Source organism: Methanosphaera sp., from assembly GCF_016282985.1.
In the GTDB taxonomy this organism is placed as follows: Archaea; Methanobacteriota; Methanobacteria; order Methanobacteriales; family Methanobacteriaceae; genus Methanosphaera.
Window position 1 is genome coordinate 1 of record NZ_JAEELZ010000080.1, and the last position, 24,189, is coordinate 24,189.

Genomic DNA, 24,189 nt, shown 5'->3' on the forward strand with positions numbered 1-24,189 from the left:
AAATACAACCCATACGAAACAAACACAACATTCAACGTAGAAAAACAAGACGTAATAGTAACACACAACCAAATAGAAGACACACTATACAAAAACAACATAACAATAACAGGAAAATTCACAAATATAACTGGAAAAGCAATAACAAACAGTAACGTAAAAATCATAATCAACAACAAAAAATACTATGCAAAAACAGACACCACAGGAACATACAACTTCACATACGAAACAAACACACTAGGAACCAACAACGTAACAATAGGATACAGCGGAAACGACAAATACAACCCATACGAAACAAACACAACATTCAACGTTTTCAAATATAATGTTACTGTAACCTATGATGATATCCGAAGAGTTCCTGTTGGGGATAACGTTACAATCACAGGTAAGTTTTTTAAAGAAAACGGAAGAATTATGTCCAACAGTAATGTGCGAATATTCTTTAATGGAGTGAAATATTATGCAAAAACAGACACTACAGGAACATACCTCTTCACAAACATAACCAATACTGTGGGTGTCAACAATGTTAGTATAGGCTATAGTGGAAATGACAAATATTATGAATTTACAACCAACACAACATTTGAGGTTTATGAAAAAGTTGATCCGGACATACGTATAGCCGGTTCTGAGATTCATCCAGGACAAAGTAAAACATTCTTTGCATTAATTCCTGATGCAACAGGAACAGTTTCTCTTAAAATTGATGATACTGTTATTGTTGAAGATTTACCTTTAGAGGATGGTCAAATATTATATACATACAAAATTCCGGAAGATTATAAAAATGAAAAGTATATTTTGACTTTAATTTATTCAGGAGATGAAGAGTATAAACCTGCCACTGTAAATGTTACATTAACGTTGACACCTGTAGGTGGAAAGATTAATGCAACAATTCAGATGGACAACTATACTGTCAAATATTCTGAAACTGAAAATATAGTTGTTAATTTAAATAATGATGCATTTGGTTCAGTTTTATTTGAAATAAACAATACGGATGTTTCTGAAATTGTTAATTTCACTGATGGTAATTGTGTATTTGCTTATACTGCAAATTTAAATCCGGGCGAATATGATTTAATCGCAACATATACTGGAAATTATATGTACAGACCAATAAGCGTAAATTCAACTTTAAAAATTGAAAAGTTATCTTCAAAAATCACTGTAGAAAATGTTACTGCCAAAGCAGGAAACGTAACACTTTTTGAAGCAAAAGTTGTCGATGAATTAGGAAATAATATCAAAAACATGAATGTGAACTTTTCCTTGAATGAAAACTTGATTGGTTCAAACAAAACGAATAGTGATGGAATTGTCAGATTATATTATAAATTACCTGCATCATTATATGAAAAACAGTATAATATAATTGCCCGAAGTACTGCTACAGAAACTGTTTTAAACTCAACAGGTTTTGCTACCTTAAAATTAAAACAATTGAAAACAAGAGTAATGGTTCCTGACATATCAACCATCCCATCAAAATATATTACAATTACGGCAACCGTTGTGGATGAATTCAACAATTCTGTAACTAAAGGAAATATAACCTTTAAAAAGGACAATACAACTATTGCAACAGTAGAGGTAGATAACGGATATGCAAAATACCAATATGAATCAAACTACGAAACTGCCAGTTTAAGTTATATTTATGCCAATTACGTTGGAGATTGGAAGTACAGCAATTCCAAAGGAAATGGTACTTATAAAGTTACAAAACTTAAAACATCAATAACGTCCAGTTCATTGGAAGCTAAACCTAATTCCGAAATTTTGTTTACTGCCCGTTTATTGGATGAATTACAGAATCCTGTCACTGAAGGTAATGTTACTTTCACTTTAGCAGGAAAAGTATTGGGAACTGTTGAAATATCCAAGGGTAATGCCAGACTAAGATATGATTTGAAAGGTTATGGTGTCGGAGAATATAGAATCCAATGTGAATATCATGAATCCCCTATTTATAAGGCAAGTTCATGTATAAGTATGCTAACTGTAACCAGATATGCAACTTCAATTACTGGAAATCCTATTAATGCAGTGGTAGGAAATACAACAGAAATTACTTTGAATATTGTGGACGAAGAAAAGTATAATGTTGCAAATGGAACTGTAAACTATTACATCAATGACGAATTTATTGGTAGTGCCAATGTATCTAATGGATATGCAAGCTTAAATTATTCAGTTTCCAGCAAATATGATGGAAAAACTGTGAAATATTATGCAACATACGTTAAAAACGACATATACGATTCAAGTTCATACAGTAACACCATGGTTGTTTCACACCAAAAAGTAGTATACGTGAGTCCTAATGGTAGTGACAGTAATTTAGGTGATGAAAGTCATCCGTTCAAAACATTAGAACATGCAATAAACCACATTACATTATTCGGTACGGTTTATTTAAGTGAAGGAACATACACTGCTTCAGGAATTTATTTAAATAATTCAATTACAATTATTGGTAGTGGAAGAGACAATACCATTATTGATGGATCAAAAAGTGGAAATCCTATATTTAACATGAGCAAAAGAAATGTTGTGTTAACCATAGATGGTGTAACTATTCAGAATGGTAAAAGCAATAAGGAATTCAGTGCAGGAGCAATTGTAACTTCTGGTAAACTAACAATTACAAATTCCAGATTTAAAAACAATACTGCCAGTGGAAATTTCTCTGGTGGTGCAATATATACCAATGGAATATTAAATGTTACAAATACCGAATTCATAAACAATACTGTTACAAACGTTAACAGTCAGGGAGGAGCAATCAGAACTTATGACAATATAACTTATATTACAAACTGTTCCTTTGATTCCAACAAGGTTCTGGGAAACAATTCCACAGGAGCATCCGTATTGTACTGTGATGCAGGAGACCTGATTATAAATGGAACCGTATTCAACAACAATCTTGCAAAAGGTAAGTATGTGACTGGAGGAGTAATTAGAATTATAGGAGGAGCAATGGTTATTGATAATTGTGTATTCACTAAAAACAAAATTACCGGAACTGATTATGGTATTGGTGGAGTAATCGGTTCATTGAGTGGTGGAGTTTCAATTCTTAACTCCAAATTTAATTCAAATATTGTTAATGGAACAAATACTGCTGGTGCTGCGGCAATATACATTGAAACAGCAGTATTGGAAATAAACAATTCTGAAATTAAATCAAATAAAGTAATTTCAAAAGAAGCATATGGTGGAGCAATATATGGATTTAAAGCTTTCATTACTATGACAAACAATACCATTAGTTACAACATGTTAAATACCAGCGTAAATGGATTTGGAGGAGCATTATATACCTTCGAAGGAAGGTTAACCATAAACAACACCACATTCCAAAACAATACGGTCAGATCAAAAGAAATGGCATTGGCAGGAGTATTATATTCCAATTCCAATGTAACCATAACCAATTCCAACCTGATAAATAACAATATAAATGCAAGTGAACTTGGTGGTGGAGCAATTGCAAATATGGGAAATTTAACTGTATCCCATTGTAATTTTATAAACAATTATGCTTATGATGCCGGAAATGCAATTACTTCCACAGATACTGCAACAAATGTTATTGAAGACAACTACTGGAATTCAACAAGTCCGGAATGGGACAAACTCTTAAACGGTTTATCAAATCCAAATTCCTATTCCAGAACCAGATTCACTAATTAGAATCAACTTGTTTTGATTCCAAACATTTATTTTTTTAATGAAAATTTTTCATATTAATATTTTTTTTAAAAATCTGTTTTTATAATTCTTTTTTCAACGAAACTTTAAATAAATGCTCATTAATCTTATATAAAACGTTGTACATAGATATAAACAATTAAAAAAGAATATAACTATTACAAATAACTTGTATTATAATAAAACAAAGTTTAAATAATAAAATCAATATTAAAAAAACAATTCTATATGTATAAGATAAAAAAAAATTTCCTTTGAAATGAAGTGATATTTATGAATGTATTATCAGCAATGGCAGGAATAAATGATGGAGAATTCTGTAAAAAATTCACAAAACAGGGAGTTGATTTGATAACCCTCGGTGGATTTAATATGGACGTACCAACATTTAAAGCAGGACTAGAAAATATCAGTAAATATGATCGTAAAGAATTTTTTACTTGCCCTCATCATATTTCTGAAGATTTAACGGAATTTATTGATGTTATAAGAAATTATAATCCTCAATGGAAAGGAAAAATAAGTGTAAATTTAAGAGCAGCAAATCATGAACCTTTCAGTCTATTATATAATAATGAAAACATTGATATTTTAGAGATTAATGCACATTGTAGACAGGCTCCTATGTTGGAAGCAAAAACTGGCCAAGCACTTCTTTCAAATACCAAAGTTTTAGGGGATATGTTGGAAGAAGTTACCACAAACAGTGGCAAAGAGATAAGTGTTAAGATAAGGACAAATGTTGAAGGTGTAGATACGCTGGAAATTGTTGAATTTATCGAATCCTACAATGTTGATTATTTACATGTTGATGCCATGAATCCTGGCGTTGACGGGGCAGATTATGATATTCTTAACAAAATTTGTGGAAAAACAGGCATACATGTTATAGGAAATAATTCTGTCAGAAGCCATGAGGATTATCTTAAAATGTTAGATAATGGGGCAGAAAGTGTTTCTGTTGCTAGAGCAGCTCTTGAAGGAGATATTGACCACATTTTTATGTAACCTTACTCATTTTCTTTTTTTAATGGACATGCAATAAAATTTGCGTAATAATATTTTTAGGTTTTTCGTAAAATTATTATAATATAATAAACATAATAAATTTTATATATAAAAAAATAAAACAATTTTTGAAATTATTTAGACTAAATTATAATTATTATTTAAAAAAAAGGAGTGATATGAATGGGATGGGATGATGCACCGGCTCATGTATGTAGAGGAGGAGATGCTAGAGGACTTGCATTCTGTTGTCCACCAGTAAAACCATGTCCAGTACATACAAAACTGGCTGAAATAGGAATGAGTCCACAGGAATTTGTAAACATCAAACAAGAATTTGGAAGTAAAACAAAGTTAGGTGTAGGAGCAGCAACTTGTTTTGGTTCACTTGTATGGTGTTGTAAAGCATCCAAACCTTGTCCACTCAGAGACATGGAACTGGAAGCAAATGGAATTAGTCATGATGAATATATGACACTTAAAAAACAGTTATCAGAAGAAATTCTTAAAAACACCAACATTAATAAAGTGCAATATTCCGATGAAGACATACAAAAATTGGCAGCAACATTTGAAATTTCATTTGATGAAGCAAAACAAGCATTAGATGATTCCGGAAATGATTTAAAAGCTGCTATTAAAAATCTAAGACTTAAAAGTTTATAATTAAACTTTTATAATACTTTTTTTATATACCATAGAGTTGTTATTATGGGACTTACATCATTATTCATAGACATGAAAGATAAACATGTTTTAATCATTGGCACCGGAGGCGTGGGTGTTCGTAGAGCCCGACGTTTTTTGGATGCGGATGCCAAAGTTAGTATAATTGCCCACAGCATAGATTCTGAAATTAAAAAAGAATTTGTTGAAAAGGGTGCTGAATTTTATTCTGATGAAGACAGAGACAGATTGTTGGATGAATGTGATCTGGTTGTTGTTGCAACAAACAATCTTGAATTAAATGATGAAATTGCCCGTAAAGCTAAGAACAAATTAGTTAATTGTGCCAGTGACATTTCACTTAGTAATGTTATAGTTCCTTCAACTTTTCAGTTAGGTAATGTTACAGTATCATTATATACAGGTTCACGTAGTCCTATGATGGCAAAAGAATTAAGAAAGAAAATTCAAAGTGTGATTACTCCCGAAGACATTCTTAACATAGAACTTCAGGAAAGAATAAGGGAACTGTTAAAAAATAATATTGATTCACAAGTTGAAAGAAAAAAATATATGATTAAGATAAAGGAAGATCCAAATATACAGAAATTTATTAAAGATAATGATATTGAATCGGCCGTTGAATATGTTCAAAAAGAACTTATTAATAAGTAATTTTACTTGAAACAAGGTATTGTAAAATTTAAGTATTATTAAAGTAAAATATAAACTAAGATAACTATCGATTAAAAAAGGGATACAATAAGAGTTAACAAATAATTTAATGGAGAGATATGGATGCTAGTTAACATTAGAATAGATTTTAAAATAGCAGATGTAGGATCAATGGAAAATTCATATGCAAAACTAGATGCTCTAAACGAAAAAATACACAACAACGTTAAAGTACTGGAAGAAGTAACACTAAAAACTTGTAACAGATATGAAATATACCTTATATTGGAAGAAGACATTAACATACCTACAACAACATTTATAGTAGAAAAAGATGATAACGCAATAAACCATTTGTTAAGACTAGCTTCAGGTCTTGAATCCATGATAATGGGTGAAGATCAAATTCTTGGACAAATCAAAGACGCACGTAAAAAAGCTATCAAGGAAGAAACAATTGGTCCTAAACTGGAAAAAGTATTCACAAAAGCAATACACGTTGGACAGTCCATAAGAAAAAATACTCACATAAATGAGGGAGGAGTATCCGTTGGTAGTGGTGCAGTAGAACTCATTGAAGAAAAATATGGAACATTAAAAGGAAAAAATGTTCTAATAGTAGGTGCAGGTGAAATGGGAACTGTAGTCGCCAAAGCATTACTTGACAAACAAACCAATGCAATAGTAGTGGCAAACAGAACCTTTGACAAAGCTCAACAGTTAGCACAGGATCTTGACGGAATAGCTATAAAATTCAAGAAGATGGATGAATCATTACATAAAATTGACATACTCATTAGTGCTACCGGAGCACCCCACCCATTAATAAACAAGAACAGATTATCCTTTTTACCACCAGAACACCTGGAAAATATGATAATGCTTGATTTAGCAAATCCCCGCGATATTGAAGAGGACGTTAAAGAATTGAAAGTACAATTGTACAACCTTGATGACCTAAGATATATCCGTGATAAAAACGTTGAAAAACGTGTGAAAGAAGCTGAAAAAGCAGAAGTGATTATTGCAGAGGAAACTGTATTGCTGAAAGATGCTCTTAAACAGATGGAAATTACACCAATATTATCCTCATTAAACGTTGAAGCTGAAAAAATCAGGAAATCCGAGTTGGAAAAAACATTACACATGCTTGATTTATCCGACAAAGATGCTAAAAAATTAGATGCTTTAACTCACAGTATTGTTGATAAAATGTTATTCAACGTTATTAAAAATCTAAAACAAGCTGTAAGTAATGACGATGATGAAACTATACGTGCAGCAAAGAAAATACTTATTGAATATTGCTAAGAGTGTATCTTCTCCCCCATACTTATTTTAAAAAAAGAATTATTAGACTAAATAAAAGTCTAATTCCGATTATTTATTACTTATTTTAGTTATTTGAACACAATATCTAATTAAATTATGGATTTAATTTATTTATAAATAAAATTATACAGTATTACTTTTTTTAGTATGAGATAATCTAATTAATTTAAAAGGGAGGCTAATTCCTTTAATTGAGTTTATTATATTATTTTTACATTAACACTTAGAAGTATGATTCAGTTAAATTTTTTAATCTAGGAGTTTTTGTATAATTCATTTAAATTTTTTATTAATACAGAAGGGATAAATTTACTGTATAATTTTTATTTATAAAATAGCAAATAATAATGATAATACTTTTTTATAAATTGTTATTACTTACTACAAAATACTATATGTATGTAGTATAATAAATACTTTTTTAGAAAAAAGTATTACTTTTGCTCTTTTTCAACTAATTATTTAATAACAAAGAATGAAAACAACTTTATAATCATTTAATTTTATTATATACTTTTAAAAAAATTTTGTTATCTAAAAAATCATCAGCATACTCTTAAAATTATTTAAATAAAACAAAATGTATTCTATTTAAACAATAAAAATCAATTAAAATAAAAACATTAAAATTAGTTCAAGTAAATGTTTTATTATTGTCAAATCCAAATAATAAATAAAAATATTTTTTTTAATTAAAAAAAATTATTTAAAAAAATAAAAATAAAGTTTTTTAATATGTTTAAAAAAATTATGATATTAAAATAAAAATAGGGGGAGGTTAGATGATAAAAGAAAAAATACCCAAGATTTCCATATTTATTTTGGTTATACTTCTACTAATTGGATTTGTTAATGCTTCTGATGTAAATGAGACCAATATCCACGACAATGCCATTGATAATAATTTAAATAAAAATCTACCCGATTATACGAAATCCACGAATAACCAGAATAATCCCGTTTTAATTATTGATACTATTAAAGATACACATTATACTGATAATGTAACTGTCAGTGGTTCTTTAAAGGACAATAATGGAAAATATTTAAAAGATTCATCCGTTAACTTCAATATTAATGGAGCCAATTATAAAAACGTTACAAATGACAAGGGTCAGTTTAATCTTAACTATAAAACAAGAATAGTGGGCAAAAACAACGTTACTGTTTCCTTTAACGAAAATAATAATTTAAAAGTTTCAACGACCACCTCCTTTGTTGTAACACCACAACTAACAAAGATTTCCTTAAACCATATTACAAACACCACATATGGCGATTCAGTTCATATTAATGGTAGATATACTGACAAGAATAATGTGATTCTGAGATCCACTCCAATAATAATCACAATAAATAACCAGAAATTTGTCTCTTATACAGATAATGAAGGAGTTTATTCATTAAGTTATAAAACAAAAAATGTTGGTATCAATAACATAAGTGTTTGTTATCCTGGTAACGTCAGATATTATGGAGATTGTGTTAACACCACATTTAATGTAATACCCAAAAATACCATTATTAAAGTTGATGATATTTCTTCTTGCCAATACACGGATTATACGCATATTACTGGAAAGTATACAGATTCAAGTGGAAATAATTTAAGATACACACCTTTAATATTAACATACTGCAACACCAAAATGATTAATCGTACAAATGATGAAGGAGCATTCAGTTTTAAATTAAAGGCCACACAACCGGGAAAAAATCATCTCAACATATCTTACCCCGGAAATGAACGGTACAAAGGTGCAAATGTTACTAAAACATTTACTGTTTATGCAAAAGATACAATCATAACCCTAAACAAGATTAACACCACAGAATATAGTGATTATGTAATTATAAGTGGAAAATATACTGATAAAAATGGAAATAAATTAAGATACACTCCTTTAAATATTGAAGTTAATAAGAACAGGTATCTTACAAGAACAGACAGTAACGGTCTTTTTAATTATAAACTTAAGGCAAATACTATCGGTATAAACAACGGCAACATATCCTTTATTGGCAATGCCCGTTACAATGCCACTAAAAAGAGTTTAAGTTTTAAGGTAAATCCAAAATCCACCAAGATTCAGTTAAATCCATCCACTATAAACAACAGCATATTATCCATTACCGGAAGATTTACAGACACCAGCAATTATAGACTTAAATACACCCCACTAAACTTAAAAATCAGTTATGAAAACAGATATGTGAAATCCAATATTATCAGGAACACCGTTGTTTCAACAGATGCTGACGGTTATTTCAAATATAATTTTAAAATAAATGAACCTGGCGTTTACTCTTCAAAAGTATCTTTTGACGGCAATCCAAGGTACTGTTCAAACACCAGTGAAGTTAAAAGTATCAAAAAAGGTACATCAAATATATTCGTAAACAGTCTTCAGGGAATTGTTAACAGGACAACCCCTCTGGAAGTGAATGTTACAGATGAATTGAATAACAGCATAACCGGAGGAAAAATAAATCTGTATCTGAATAATAAACTATTAGAAAGCAAAGTGGTTAATTCATCCAAAAACATTTTAAATATTCCTAAACAAAATGTTGGGCTTTATGATATAAAAGTAGTTTATTCATCCGAATACTATAACAGTTCCAGCAAAGTCGTTAAATTGAATATTAATCCTAACAGCAATTATAAAATAAAGTTAATATGGAATCCTGCAATAACTCATAATCTTTTAACTAAAATTAGTGCACATGTAAGAAATAAAAATAACAACAACACTCTAAACGCAGGACTGGTAAAATTTTATCTGAACAATAATTATCTTGGATCAGATAATGTTAAAAATAATCTTAGTTATGTGAGATTTAATGTAACTTATGCCAGCGGCAGTTATACTGCAAGAGTAGATTATTATAATGGAGGTAAGCTTATAGGACGGGACAGTGACGTAATTTTTATTAGAAATCAAGCAGCTCAAATTAAACAGGAGACTTTTATATCATTATCCTCTGATTTGATAAATAATTCAAAGATTTCCAGCACTAAAAAGGATGTTTACTTTGCAATGGATAGAACCACAAATTCCAAAAAGGATTATAGTGCAAATGACATGAAAATTATGAATGGTATTGCAAGTACTTTACGTGCTAATGGATTTAATGTGAAAACTATTCGAAATGGTCCCAGCGAAACGTATAATACCGCCAGATACATGTATAACAATAACGTGAAAAATAGTATCTGTTTCATTTTATGCAATGGTGTGGATGCTAATGTTATTCGAGAATATTTATACGGAAATGATCCCTTATTAACAACAGTTCGTAAACGTGGAAATGACATAGTGATGGGTTGGTTTTATGGTGCAGGAAACATTTATGATTCCGACGGTGAATATTATTATTATTTGAAAAAGGCATGGGATGATAACTATTCCGGAAAAGGAGGTATCAGCAATCCTAGACGTACCATGGAACGTGATGGTATAAAAATTATCTATGAAAGAAATGACTTAACCGGTCGTGATGTTGCAAACTCATTTATCAGGTTATATGGCGGCAAGGTTACTGAAAAACTCGAAAAAAATTCTGTCATTTCATTAAAATCCGTATTGTATAATACCAATAACAACAGGATAACTTCAGGCAACATAGTTTATACTCTAAATGGAAAAGTTATAAAAAACGTTACTGTAACAGGCAATTCATTTACTTTCAGATACAGATTACCAAATATTGGTGGAACATATAACCTAAAGGCAACTTATTACTTGAATAATAAAATTGTCTGCAATAGCTGGAACAGATACATAAAACTTATATAACTTTACTCTTTTCTTTTTTTTAGAAAAAACAATTAAATTATCTCTTAAAAAATATTAATCATTTTTAATATATTATTATGAAAAAGTATTACTTTTCAAAATAGCAATATATATACCAGTATTACAATAATACTTATTTATAAATAGTTATATTAAAAAGTAATACTAATTATTAAGTTATATCAATTATAAAAGGAGATTCTCTCTTTTTTTGTACAATACCTTTAAATACTATGACTTAAATATTTTTATATACAAGTAATAATAATAAAATATAAAAAAGTATTACTTTTGTAAAATAAAATTTTAGGAGATAAAAAATGCATATACCTGATGGTTTTATCTCTATCCCATTATGTGTAATTTTATATGTCATTGCAATAATAGCATTATATTTCTCAACAAGATGGAGTAGAGAAAATTTAGATGAAAAATACATACCATTACTTGCAGTTCTTGCAGCAGGAATATTTGCAATCCAATCATTTAACTTACCTGTACCTTTCGGATCAAGTGGACACTTACTGGGTGCAGCACTAGTTGCAATAATATTCTGTAGTCCATATGCAGCAATAATTGTATTGAGTCTAGTATTAATATTACAGGCATTATTCTTCGGAGATGGCGGAATAACTGCTTTAGGAGCAAACATAGTTAACATGGCAATAGTTGGTGGATTTGTAGGATACTACGGATTTACAGGACTTAAAGATAAAATCGGATTATACCCAAGTATTTTTGTTGCAGCATGGGCAGGCTGTTTCATTGCAGCACTTGTTGCAGCCGTTGAAATGGCATTAAGCGGTACTTTTCCATTGGATCTTGGATTATTCTACATGGGTGGATACCATGCAATGATAGGATTCATTGAAGCGATAATTACTGTGGTGATTATTAAAGGTATCGATTCAGTACGTCCGGACTTACTAAGTTGGAACAGGTGATAATATGGAATTAGATAACAAACAAGTCTACATTGGAATATTTGCTATAGCATTAGTTATATGTCTATTGTCACCATTTTTGGCTTCAGGAGATCCTGATGGACTGGAAGCTTCAGCCGAACATATAAACCCTGATGCATTAGAAGCAGAACAAGTTATTAGCCCTATTATGCCTGATTACACATTGGAAGGAATGGAAGAAAATCCTTTAGTAGGTGTAGCATGTCTTATCATAGGTGCTTTGTTGACTGTAGCTTTAGCTTATGGTGTATTCTACATTATTAAAAAGTAATTAAAATTTTAATCCCCACCCTCTTTTTTTAATTTTTTCAGTTACGGATAATTTTTTAAACATGAATTTATTTAACAGAGAACATAACTGTTTGAAAGAAAATAATTTTAAAGTTTTATTTTAGTATTGTTTGGAAGTTAAATTATTATCCAATCAAATTTTATAAATAGACAATATTAAAACATATCTATTTATTAAAACTATCAAAAATATTAATAACCCTATTGATATTATAAAATGAAGCGATTATTTTTTTTATTTTAGGTAATAATATGTAGATGACTAGAATAATTTTTATGATTTTATGAAAAATAGTTTTAAATCATATAACATAATTATGGAGATTATATTTTAATGTTTTTAAAGCAATTATTAAATTAATGTGGTTTTTTACGTAGAAAAATCATTACAAGCACTATTTAAAAAAAAATATATGGGAGTAGAAGCAGCAAAGGAAGAATTACTCTTCCACATCAAATACTTCTGCTTCAACTTCACCGGAATCTATGACTCCAGAATTACTGATTGGCTTATATTTTTCAACTCTATCACTAGAATCTTTAACATGTCCACCATTATCATGTAATCCAATAGAATCCGGCACATCTTCAAGATCATCATAATCAAAGATTAAAGTTCCGTTGGAATCCCAAGCATTACTTTCATCTATCTGAATACCATTCAATTGAAGTAAGGCAACAAACTCACTATAAGTCATGTTTCCATATAAATACTGATTATACAAGTAAATGAATAAACGGTAATGTTCCCTGAACATTAAACGATTAATATAATGTTTTCCATTGCTTCTATAGTTCTTCTTATAAGGTGTGTACCTTGGCTGATATTTACCAATTCCTTTACCCTTAGCATAGATTTTTGAACTTCTTTTAACAACAGGAACATTATCATCCACTTCAACACGTTCATAGTAAGATTCATTCCAACCAATTAACTTCCAAGCCCATTTAAATACACGAACTTTATTTAAAGTATTTGTAACGGTAAAAGTGTAATTATCCTCTGATTCAATAGAATAATGATAATAGGTTATGTTCACTTCATCAACACCATAATTGATTAATTTACCATTATCATATTTAGGTAAATTATTAAGCTCACAAGTCCAATTATTTTCTTCACTTAAAACAACGGAATCAATTTCTTCACCATCAGCAAAGACTTTAACAGTTACATTAACAGGTCGTTTGCCATAATAATTGTCTTTATCATCCCATATTTTATTAATTGTCAGATTAATTAACTTGGTTTCATAATTGTTAACAATAATGAAATAATTTGAATCCTCAGTAATTGACACACTATAAGCACCAACTACTTCCTCATCAACTGTGTAAACGATAATCTGTCCATCATTATATTTAGGTAATTTATCAAAAGTATGTGTCCAACTGTTATTGGAGCTTAACACGATTGAACTAACTTTGACACCATCAGCATATAAGTTTACAGACACACTATCAGGTCTTACACCATCATTATTATTACTATCATTCCACACTTTAGTAACAGTCACACTAGTATTAACCAAGTCATGAGTGTTAATAATCATACTGCCATTATAAGTAACCCAATAATCAGGAACAGACTCCTCAACAATCGTATAAACAATTTCATTACCCTTTATGTACACAGGTAAATCCTTGAAAACTCCTTCCCAACCATCAGCTTCAGTAATACTAATAGAAGATACCTTTCTACCAAAAGCATACAAATTAATGGTAACTGAATCAGGCCTTGTACCATCATTGTTATTATCATCAACCCAAACTTTAGATACAGGAATATCCTTAGTGATAATATCATGTGTATTGGTAATGGTTAAACCATCAACAACCGCAACATATTCCTCAACAGGAAGCTCATCAATAGTGTATTCAATTAAATAACCATTATTGTATTTTTGTAAATCACTGAACGTGTAAGTCCAGTCATTATCCTCATTTACAACTGCAGCCACTAATTCCTCACCATTAGCATATAATATCACAGTTATGTTATCCGGTCTGAGACCATCATTATCATCTTCATCAACCCAAACTTTCTTAATAGTCAAATTGATTTTAGTAATATTATAACTGTTTGTAACAATGAACTCATCATCAACGTTTGTAATTGAAACAACATATGGATCAACAGGATCCTCAGTAACATTGTACACAATTTCTTTACCGTCTTTATTTACCGGTAAATCAGTGAAAGTATCCTTCCAATCATTATCATCACTTAAAGTTGTAATAGCAACTTCATTACCATCAGCAAGTAAACGTATAGTTACACTATCCGGACGTTTACCATCGTTATTGTTGTCATCATCCCAGAACTTGGAGACAGTGATATTTTTAGTAATGTCCACGTGTGTGTTGGTAATTGTTAAACCATCAACACTTGCAACATAACCACGTGGAACTTCCACTTCTTGAACAGTATAAGTCACTTTTTTACCATCTTTATATTCAGGTAAATCAGTGAAAGTGTAAGTCCAATCATCACCAGTAATCACTGCAACTTCAACGATTTCACCATCTGCTAATAAACGGATAGTTACACTGCCCGGTCTGATACCATCATTATTATTGTTATCATCCCAAACTTTGTTAACAGTTATATTGATAGGAACAACAATAGGTGTGTTAACTATTTTAAAGTTTCCACAACAATCTTTAATTTCGGTTGTGTAATCAGGAACTTCAACTTCTTTGACCGTGTAAACTATTGCCTTACCATCCCTATTTACAGGTAAATCCTTGAAAGTAGCCTTCCAATCATTACCGGCACTTAAAGACACAGTAGCAACAACATTATCACCATCCATTAAATGAACAGTAACTGATTCAGGTCTTAAAGAACTATTGTTATCATTCCATATTTTAGTCACATTGATTTCTTTAGTAAATGGCTCATGAGTATTTGTAATGGTAAATCCATCCACACTGCTTGTGTAACCAGTTTCCACTCTGATTTCACGAACAGTATAAACAACTTTCTGACCACCAACAAACTCAGGCAAATCATTTACTGTGATTTTCCAGCCACTAGTACTGTTAATCACAACAACATCATAACGTTCACCATTAGCAAGAACCTCAACGGTAACATTTTCCGGTCTGATATTATCTTGGTCTTCGTTATCTACCCATACTTTGTTGATTGTAATGTTAACTTTACTATCATCATGAGTGTTAATGAATTTGAAAGTTCCATTACAATTTACAAGAGAAGTAGAATAACCTTCAACACTGTCTTCACTTACTGTGTAAGTGACAGGTTTTCCTTCACTGTTTAATGGTAAATTATCAAATGTGTACTTCCAGCTGTTAGCTTCACTTAAAGTTGCCTTACCAACTTCTTTTCCATCAGCAAATAAATGAACAGTTACACTTTCAGGTCTTACACCATCATTATTGTCATTGTCCTTCCATACTTTGCTCACATTAACTGAAATTACTTCAGGAACATGAGTGTTAGTAATGGTTAAACCATCAACAACAGCCGTATAACCAGCAGGTACACCTGCTTCCTCAACAGTGTAAACAATTTCCTTACCATTACTGTATTTAGGTAAACCACCAACAGTAACAGTCCAACCATCTTCACCGGTGAGTTTTACAAGTTTATACTCTTCACCATTAGCCAATACAGAAACAAATACTGCATCCGGACGAATAGCATCCTGATTATTTGCATCTTCCCATACCTTATTTACATTGATACTGGTATTTTCAGGTATGTAAGAGTTAACAACTTTAAATACGCCTTCACAGAATACAACTTTAACCGTGTAACCAGCAGGTACACTGGACTCATTAATAGTGTAAACAATAGCTTTACCATCTTTATTAACTGGTAAATTATTGAAAGTAGCCTTCCAATCATTATCAGCACTTAAAACGGCCTCATCTATTTTCACACCATCAGCAAGTAAATCAACTGTCACACTAGCAGGACGTTTACCATCATTATCCTCAGCATCATCCCAAACCTTACTTACATTAACTTCAGTAACCTCAGGAACATGAGTGTTAACAATAGTAGTACCATCAATATTTGAAATGTAACCGGTTGGAACTACTTCCTCAACAGTGTAAACAATTTCTTGTCCATTACTGTATTTAGGTAATCCAGTGAATGTGTAAGTCCATTCATCACCACTAATAACTGCGGTCTGAACAACGGTTTCACCGTTTAATAATTTGACAGTAACACTGTCCGGACGAACAGCATCCTGATCATTATTATCTTCCCAAACTTTAACAACAGTAACTGTAGTATTTTCTGGTATGTAAGAGTTAACAACTTTAAATACACCTTCACAGAATACAACTTTAACCGTGTAACCAGCAGGCACACTGGACTCATTAATAGTGTAAACAATAGCTTTACCATCTTTATTAACTGGTAAATCTTTGAAAGTAGCCTTCCAATCATTACTACTACTTAAAGTAGTTTCATTGATTTTCACACCATCAGCAAGTAAATCAACTGTCACACTACCCGGACGTTTACCATCATTATCATCAGCATCATCCCAAACTTTACTTACATTAACTTCAGTAACTTCCGGAACATGAGTGTTAACGATAGACAAAGTATCATCACTATAGGATACTGTGTAACCTTTAGCAATGTTCACTTCCTCAATAGTGTAAACGATTTCCTGTCCATTACTGTATTTAGGTAAATCGGTGAATGTGTAATTCCATTTACCGTCAGTTGATTTAACAACCTTAACCGTGTATTCCTGACCATCAGCCTTAAGTTTAAGAGTAACTTCTTCAGGTCTGATACCATCCTGATTATCAGAATCATTCCAAACCTTATTAACAGTTACGTTAACAACTTCAGGAACGTGAGTGTTGGTTACTGTGAATACTCCGTTGCTGAAAACAATTTCAGTATCATAATCATCCACTTCATCCTCAACAAGAGTGTACTCAATTAACTTACCATCACGATACTTAACTAATTCCGTAAAGGTATCTTTCCAACCATTTCCAGCATTTAAAACAGTATCCTGAATTTCTTCATCACCATCCATTAAAACAACATGAACTTCAGGAACCCTAAGACCATCCTGATTATCAGAATCATTCCAGACTTTAGTAACATTAAGTTCAGTTAATTCCAATTCATGAATGTTGGTGATTGTGAAATTATAGGCAGAGTTATTGGAAACACTCATAGTATAACCGGAAACAGCTACCTCAGTAACATTGTAAACATACTCCTTACCCTCATCATAATATTTAGGTAAATCAGTGAAAGTATATTTCCAACCACCAGTAGCATTAAGAACCACTGCACGGTATTTTTCACCATTCTGTAACAATATAACAGTCACATTAGCAGGACGAACCCTATCATTATCCTCAACATCATTCCAAACCTTATTAACAGTCACATTAACAACTTCAGGAATATGGGTGTTGATAACTTTGAACCTGCCTTCACAGAAGACAATATCGGATAATTCATATCCTTCAGGAACATCACGTTCTACTTCAGTAACATTGTAAACTATTGCAGTACCATTTTCATGATACATTGGTAAGTCAGTGAATCCACCCTCATAATTTGGACCTTTAAGTTCCACAGTCTGATCACTTGGAACACCATCAATTACTAAAGTAATGTTAACACTATCAGGACGTTTACCATCATTATTATTGGTATCATTCCAAACTTTTGTCACATTAATTGTAGTATTTCCAGTAATTCTGTTGTCAATGCTGACTGCATAACTGCAGGTCATATTATAATCAACATATACCTCAGCAACAAAAGAAGGTTCCTCAACATACGTTTCATTAATAGTATAACTGATTAATTCATTGTTTTCACTATAAACAGGCAAATCTGTGAAAGTAAATTCCCAATGAATTGTATCATAATAATCTTTAATAGAGATAGACACTGAATCAACAATCTTATCACCATCAGCCACTAAATAATATGTAACCTTGCCCTCATCGTCAGATAAACGTGTACCTCTGAGAACAAATTCATTATCATGTGAAATAGTAATATTCATTGTATAATTATAAGATGCAGTGTAATTACGAGGAACATCCTCCACAACTGTATACTCTATTTTCTCACCATCACAATACACATCAAGATTAGCGAAAATACCTTCCCAATTATTATCCTCTGATAATATTACAGGATTACCCAATTCTTCACCATTAGCATATAACTTAACAACAATATGATTAGGTCTTAAATTAACCTTATCATTATCATCAGTCCAATTTTTCACAACAGTAATATTGGTTTTTTCAGGAACATGAGTGTTAGTAAAAGTAAAATTATACTCGGAAACTTCATCAATTACCAAATCATAACCAACAGGAACATAATGAATAAACACAACATCATCACTACCTTTAGTAGTTGGAATTGGAACCATTACTTCATCAACCCGATAATCGATTAACTCACCATTTTCATACTTAGGTAAGTCTTTGAAGGTATGTTTCCAATCATTATCCTCAGATAATGTGAAAGTATCATTCAACTCATAACCTTTATATAAAGCAACAGTTATGTTATTTGGTCTTATACCATCCTGATTATCAGAATCGTTCCAAACTTTGGTTACATTAATAGTAACATTTTCAGGAATGTGGGTGTTTGTAAGGTTTGTGAGTAATGTTTTTTCCCGTGGAACAAAAGTATAATCCAAACCTATCATTCTTTGCCATTTAAACTCTCCGAAATAATAATTATATGGACAGTATAAATAGAATTGATATTCCCATCGGCCATCATCGGTTATATTTTTAACACCATTATTTGGTACTTCAAAACCATTATCAACAAGTCTCACGGTTTCATTTACATAATAACTCAATGGTTTTCCTGTGTGTGTAATTAAATCAGGCAATTCAAATACATAATCAATATATTGAATACTATCATAAGTGAAATTAACAATTAACGTGTACTCTGAGGATTCTCTGTAATTTCCCCAGAATCCTGTTAATATCTGTATTATTGGTTGTAAATATGATTCCCCCGTAGGTCCAGGAACGTTCAATTCATCACCAAAATAATATAATAAAGTTTTAATGTATTTCAATGCATTTTTATCATGTTCTGAACAATTTAGGACATCATAAATATCTGTGTCAAGATCCATACCCTCCTTTAAGTCAACTTTAATATAAGGCATTTCATCAGAATTATATAAATAATCCGGATCATGGACATCTAACTGTTGAATATATGGAAATGCCGGATCAAGACAGAAAGTCCAAACACCATCACTGAAATACCATGGAGCGAAAGGTTCACCAGGAGTTTTTCCATCAGTTCTTCTTTCCACAATGGCATATATAAAAGAATCAGTTATATCAGTAAATGTCTCATTACTTTCAAAGTATAAGTCATTTTCCTCATATCTAACTGTTATATTAAATTTGATTCCTGGTTTTGAATCGTCATGCAATGGTGATTCTTCTGGAACAAAAGAAATAGGTATTGTTACAACTTTCATTCCGTCTATTAAACTACCACTGTCAATAATATTTCCTTCTTCATCAGTGACAACAATATTTCCTTCACTTACAGAACTATTATATTTATCTTTGACAACTATTTGAACTTTAGCTGTTCCTGTATTGTCATCATTTTTTGTGATATTTAATAGTTCCAAATTAATCTGAGTTTCGTTTTTCTTTAAAATGAAATCTCCAAAAGTAAGGTCATAACCATTTGGAACTGGTGTTTCATTGAATGTGTAAACAATTTTAATTCCATTTTTATATTCAGGTAAATCTGTGAAGTTTCCAGTCCAATTATTAGATTCATCCAATTTAATTATTTGGTTAGTTGAATTACCATCAGCTAATAATTCTACAACAACACATTCCGGTCTAATACCATCTTGATTATCAGAATCATTCCAATTCTTGGTAACGCTAATGTTAACTAAACTTGGATAATGTGTGTTTATAATGTTAGCTTCATACTCCATTACATTTGGTATGAATGTAAAATCTATACCAAGCATCTGCTGCATATAGATCTCATCACATTCACCAGCTTGTTTTAATATGTAAAATTGATAAATCCATGTACCTTCTGATGTTGTGTTATAGACACCATGATTAGGGATAGTTTTCCCTTCTTCAACCAGAGCATTAATTTCAGCCATTATTGCCTTAGCAGGCTCCACTAAACGTATAGGCCAATAAGTTTCCATCCATGAATCCCAACTATCAGGATCATTATATATTATTTTGTTACGTGTATAATAATAATCTCCCAAATAACAATTAAACAAGTACTCGAAGTTAAATCCATTACAAAGCCCATTTTCGTCCAAAGTAAAGTTTTCACCATCAAATATGTGATTATAGATTAAAAGTTTAAGATATTCTGTTACAACTGAATCATCATGTAAATTATGAATTTCTTCATCTGTTAATGCGACCTTATAATAAGGTACTGAAAATTTAGAACCGTCCCTTACCACATACCACAGATTGCAAGATGGAGAAACAGGATCATCAACATCAGTACCATCTATACAATAAGCCCATATTCCTCCCATATTAAACGGATCTCTGACATACAACCCACTTTGGTTATAACATAAAACATCTGAATCAGATAATCTGGTTGTAAAAGATCCATTCACATCACTATATGTTACATCAACTGCAAATTTTTCAATATTTAGAAAAGTGTAAGGACCATAGACTCTACCATTATATGATCTCCATTCTAGTTCTATTTCTTTTAATGGTTTGGTAAACGTTACAAAGTCATCATTTAATGGACATTTTAAGAGTACTTCTCCATCAGCATCCACGATAGTAATAGTTCCACCTTTAACAATATCCCTAGAACCATTAGTAACATACACTTTATATATTGCACAATCTTCAGTTAATGAATAAAGTTCAATGTTAATATCTTTTATGTCTTTTATAGTTTTTTCATTAGAAACATTATAAATAGCAACATATTTATCTGGAACATTTTCATTAATCGTGAATGTGACTAACTCTCCATCAATATATTTAGGTAATCCAGTCACTTCACAAGTCCAATTATTATTTTCAGACAATATGATATTTTTATAAACTTCGCCATTTGTTAATACTTGAACTTCAATTTCATCTGGTCTGAAACCATCAAAATCATCATCATCATCCCAATATTTGGATATGTTCATAGAAATACCCTTATAAGAATTCAAGATATTGAAAGAATTATCATTTCCTTGAATCTCTTCGGCATAATAATCTGGAAGAAGATCTTGTTCAACAGTATACACAATTTTGTTACCATCATCATCATAAATTGGTAACTCTGTAAATGAATATTTCCAATTATTTACTTCTGACACATATTTAGCTTTAAATAAGTTACCATTGGCCAAAAGATTTATTACAAGATTTGTAGGTCTTGGAGAACCTAAATTATCAGTATCATTCCATGTTACATTTACATCTACCTGAGTAACATAACTGTTGGTGATAGTACACTCACCCCAATAGTCCTGATAAATCATGCTTGAAATATAAGGTTCAGGTACATTTACTTCCTCAAACCCATATTGAATTTTAGTTCCGGCTTCATAAGCAGGTAAATTTTCAAAGGTATGATTCCAATTGTTTTCATCATTTAACACAATCGTTTCATTTAATATTCCATTTCTTAAGAAATTAACTGTTATATTATTTGGTCTAAGATTATCTTTGTTGTTATAATCTTTCCAAATTTTTTCAAGTGTAATGTTTCTTATTTCAGGGATATGCGTCATTTTAATTTTAACATTATATAATATATCCCCAGACTCTAATTCTTGAGTGATATTTGTAATTGTACAATTATAGTTAGATTTACCTGGATAATATATAGTAAAATTTGCTGGTTGTCCATTTACAAATTTTGACTTATTAGTAATATTAGTCCAATCATTAGCAGGATATAATCTTATCTGTGTTTGATTAGTAGTAGAATTACCGTTTACTCTGATATAAACTGTTTGATAACTAGTTCCCCTCTTACCATCTTGATCATTATTATCATCCCATTCAATGGATACATTGAAATGTGCCCATTTGACGATACGTGTATTGGTCATATTTAATCTATAAGTTCTGGCGGAAGGAGTAGTATTTAAATAAGTTACTGTGTAATCTTCAGGAACATCAATCTCCTGTAACGTATATACAAGTTCATTACCTTCACTATCAATTACCGGCACAGTCCTTGAGAATAAACTTTGACTATAAATTGCAGAAGTAGACGTACTTGAAGCATTTGTATAATAAGTGTCATTTAACGTATCATTAATAAACAATCCCCACGTAAAGTTAGCAGGTCTTAATTTATCTGGATTACCACTATCATTCCATGTTTTATATGCTTGTAATGTGATATTTTGCAGAGTATATGTTGCAATATAATCAAATTGAGTAATTTCATAGGTAACACCATCAATTATTTCCTGGTAAACCCGTGATGTATTTGTTATTACAACAGGCAAATAACCCGCAGGTTTACTACTACTACTAGTAGGAGCTGTAAGATTAAACCGAACGTACTCCTGTCCATTAGAACGGTTCATGTCAAGCAATATTGTTTGATTAGTCCAACCATTAGTCGGTTTTATTGCTACAGAACCATTAGTTGAATTCCAATTTGAAGTTGAATAACCTCTTTTGAAAGTGTATGTATATGAAGTAGTAGTACTCGTTGGTCGTGAATTATACTTGTTATTAAAATCATCAAAGACTGCTCTTACGGTAGCTCTAACTTTTTTAATTGGGTCACCATCAGCTGCCTTAACATCTTGATAACCATCAGCTTTTTCAATAGTTTTATCTGTTTCTTGTGATTTTACATTTGACTTGGTGTTAGTGTCAACCAAACCACCGGAAGAATCTGTAGTTTCACCCGTGAGGATAGGAGTCATATCTTCACTACTGGCGAGACTATCGTAGCTATTAATAGATATTTTATTAACATCTATTGTTTCTTGCAGCAATCCGGAATTTTCCAGGCCTGCAATGTTTAATGTTCTTCCACTGATTTCATTTACACTAACTTTAGCACTATGACCGCTACCACTAGCAATTGTTTGTAAATCTTCATTTGTATTGTCTGTGTCTACAAATGTGTCTATATATGATTCATTGTTATTTTTTGTGTCATCTTTTGTGCTTGTCTTTTCTACGTTTGCCTCCGATTTGGTTAGAACCTTATCGGATTGTACCACATTATCCACATCATAATTGTCGGGTGTGGATAAACCTTGATTGTCTTTTACAACTTGTACATCACTGCCTGCTTCGGATGCAGAAACCATTCCAGCACCCAAGAGTAGAACAAGAACTGTCATAAGAAATAAAAGACAATATTTCTTATTAAATTTCATGTTGACTCCTTTAAAACATTGTTTAATAATTATTTCATCCTATTTACGGTACAACAATAGAACAAAATAGCTATCTTATAATCATATAAAATTTGAAGAAGTATTGAAATCTGTTATTAAGAGAAATTCTGTATTGTAATGTTAATCGTGATTACTTTTTTCGAATACTTCTCGTATCCTTATGAAAAACTTTGTGTATTTATTGATTATTATAGCAATATCTTTCTTTATTATTTTAAGTATATAATAATTTTTAAATTACCGAATATTTCATAAATTATATAAAAATAGTAAATTACTTTTTATTTTTAAAGAAAAAAA

8 protein-coding genes and 1 pseudogene are annotated in these 24,189 nt (G+C 31.0%); 8 read left to right on the forward strand and 1 reads right to left on the reverse strand.

The window, feature by feature from the left end:
- The 8 genes and pseudogenes from QZZ11_RS04675 to QZZ11_RS04710 all read left to right on the forward strand — a co-directional run.
- Positions 1–3,717 (forward strand): annotated as a pseudogene (locus QZZ11_RS04675) (hypothetical protein); the annotation flags it as partial.
- Positions 3,718–4,008: 291 nt separating this feature from the next.
- Positions 4,009–4,743, forward strand: coding sequence for a tRNA-dihydrouridine synthase (locus QZZ11_RS04680; RefSeq protein ID WP_292474024.1), 735 nt, complete (start codon positions 4,009–4,011; stop codon positions 4,741–4,743).
- Between the two features lie 183 nt (positions 4,744–4,926).
- The gene (locus tag QZZ11_RS04685; protein WP_292474026.1) at positions 4,927–5,409 is read left to right on the forward strand and encodes a methanogenesis marker 9 domain-containing protein; all 483 of its coding nucleotides are present in this window, start codon (positions 4,927–4,929) and stop codon (positions 5,407–5,409) included.
- 45 nt (positions 5,410–5,454) lie between these two features.
- Positions 5,455–6,084 (forward strand): bifunctional precorrin-2 dehydrogenase/sirohydrochlorin ferrochelatase, encoded by a 630-nt coding sequence (locus QZZ11_RS04690; RefSeq protein WP_292474027.1) that lies wholly within the window; start codon positions 5,455–5,457, stop codon positions 6,082–6,084.
- Between the two features lie 123 nt (positions 6,085–6,207).
- Positions 6,208–7,395: a glutamyl-tRNA reductase gene (gene hemA, locus QZZ11_RS04695; protein WP_292474029.1), complete on the forward strand. Its 1,188-nt coding sequence runs from the start codon at positions 6,208–6,210 to the stop codon at positions 7,393–7,395.
- An 803-nt stretch (positions 7,396–8,198) separates the two neighbouring features.
- Positions 8,199–11,216 carry a hypothetical protein gene (locus QZZ11_RS04700; protein WP_292474030.1) on the forward strand — a complete coding sequence of 1,006 codons (3,018 nt, stop codon included), beginning with the start codon at positions 8,199–8,201 and terminating at the stop codon, positions 11,214–11,216.
- A 320-nt stretch (positions 11,217–11,536) separates the two neighbouring features.
- Positions 11,537–12,160, forward strand: a complete 624-nt coding sequence (cbiM, locus tag QZZ11_RS04705; protein WP_292474032.1) for a cobalt transporter CbiM — start codon at positions 11,537–11,539, stop codon at positions 12,158–12,160.
- A gap of 4 nt (positions 12,161–12,164) precedes the next feature.
- Complete coding sequence (locus tag QZZ11_RS04710; RefSeq protein WP_292474033.1) at positions 12,165–12,452, forward strand: PDGLE domain-containing protein; 288 nt, start codon at positions 12,165–12,167, stop codon at positions 12,450–12,452.
- 460 nt (positions 12,453–12,912) lie between these two features.
- Here QZZ11_RS04710 and QZZ11_RS04715 read toward each other — a convergent pair whose 3' ends face one another.
- A complete protein-coding gene (locus QZZ11_RS04715; protein ID WP_292474035.1) occupies positions 12,913–23,868 on the reverse strand; it encodes a Cna B-type domain-containing protein in 10,956 nt (3,651 codons plus the stop codon).
- Between the last annotated feature and the right edge of the window lie 321 nt (positions 23,869–24,189).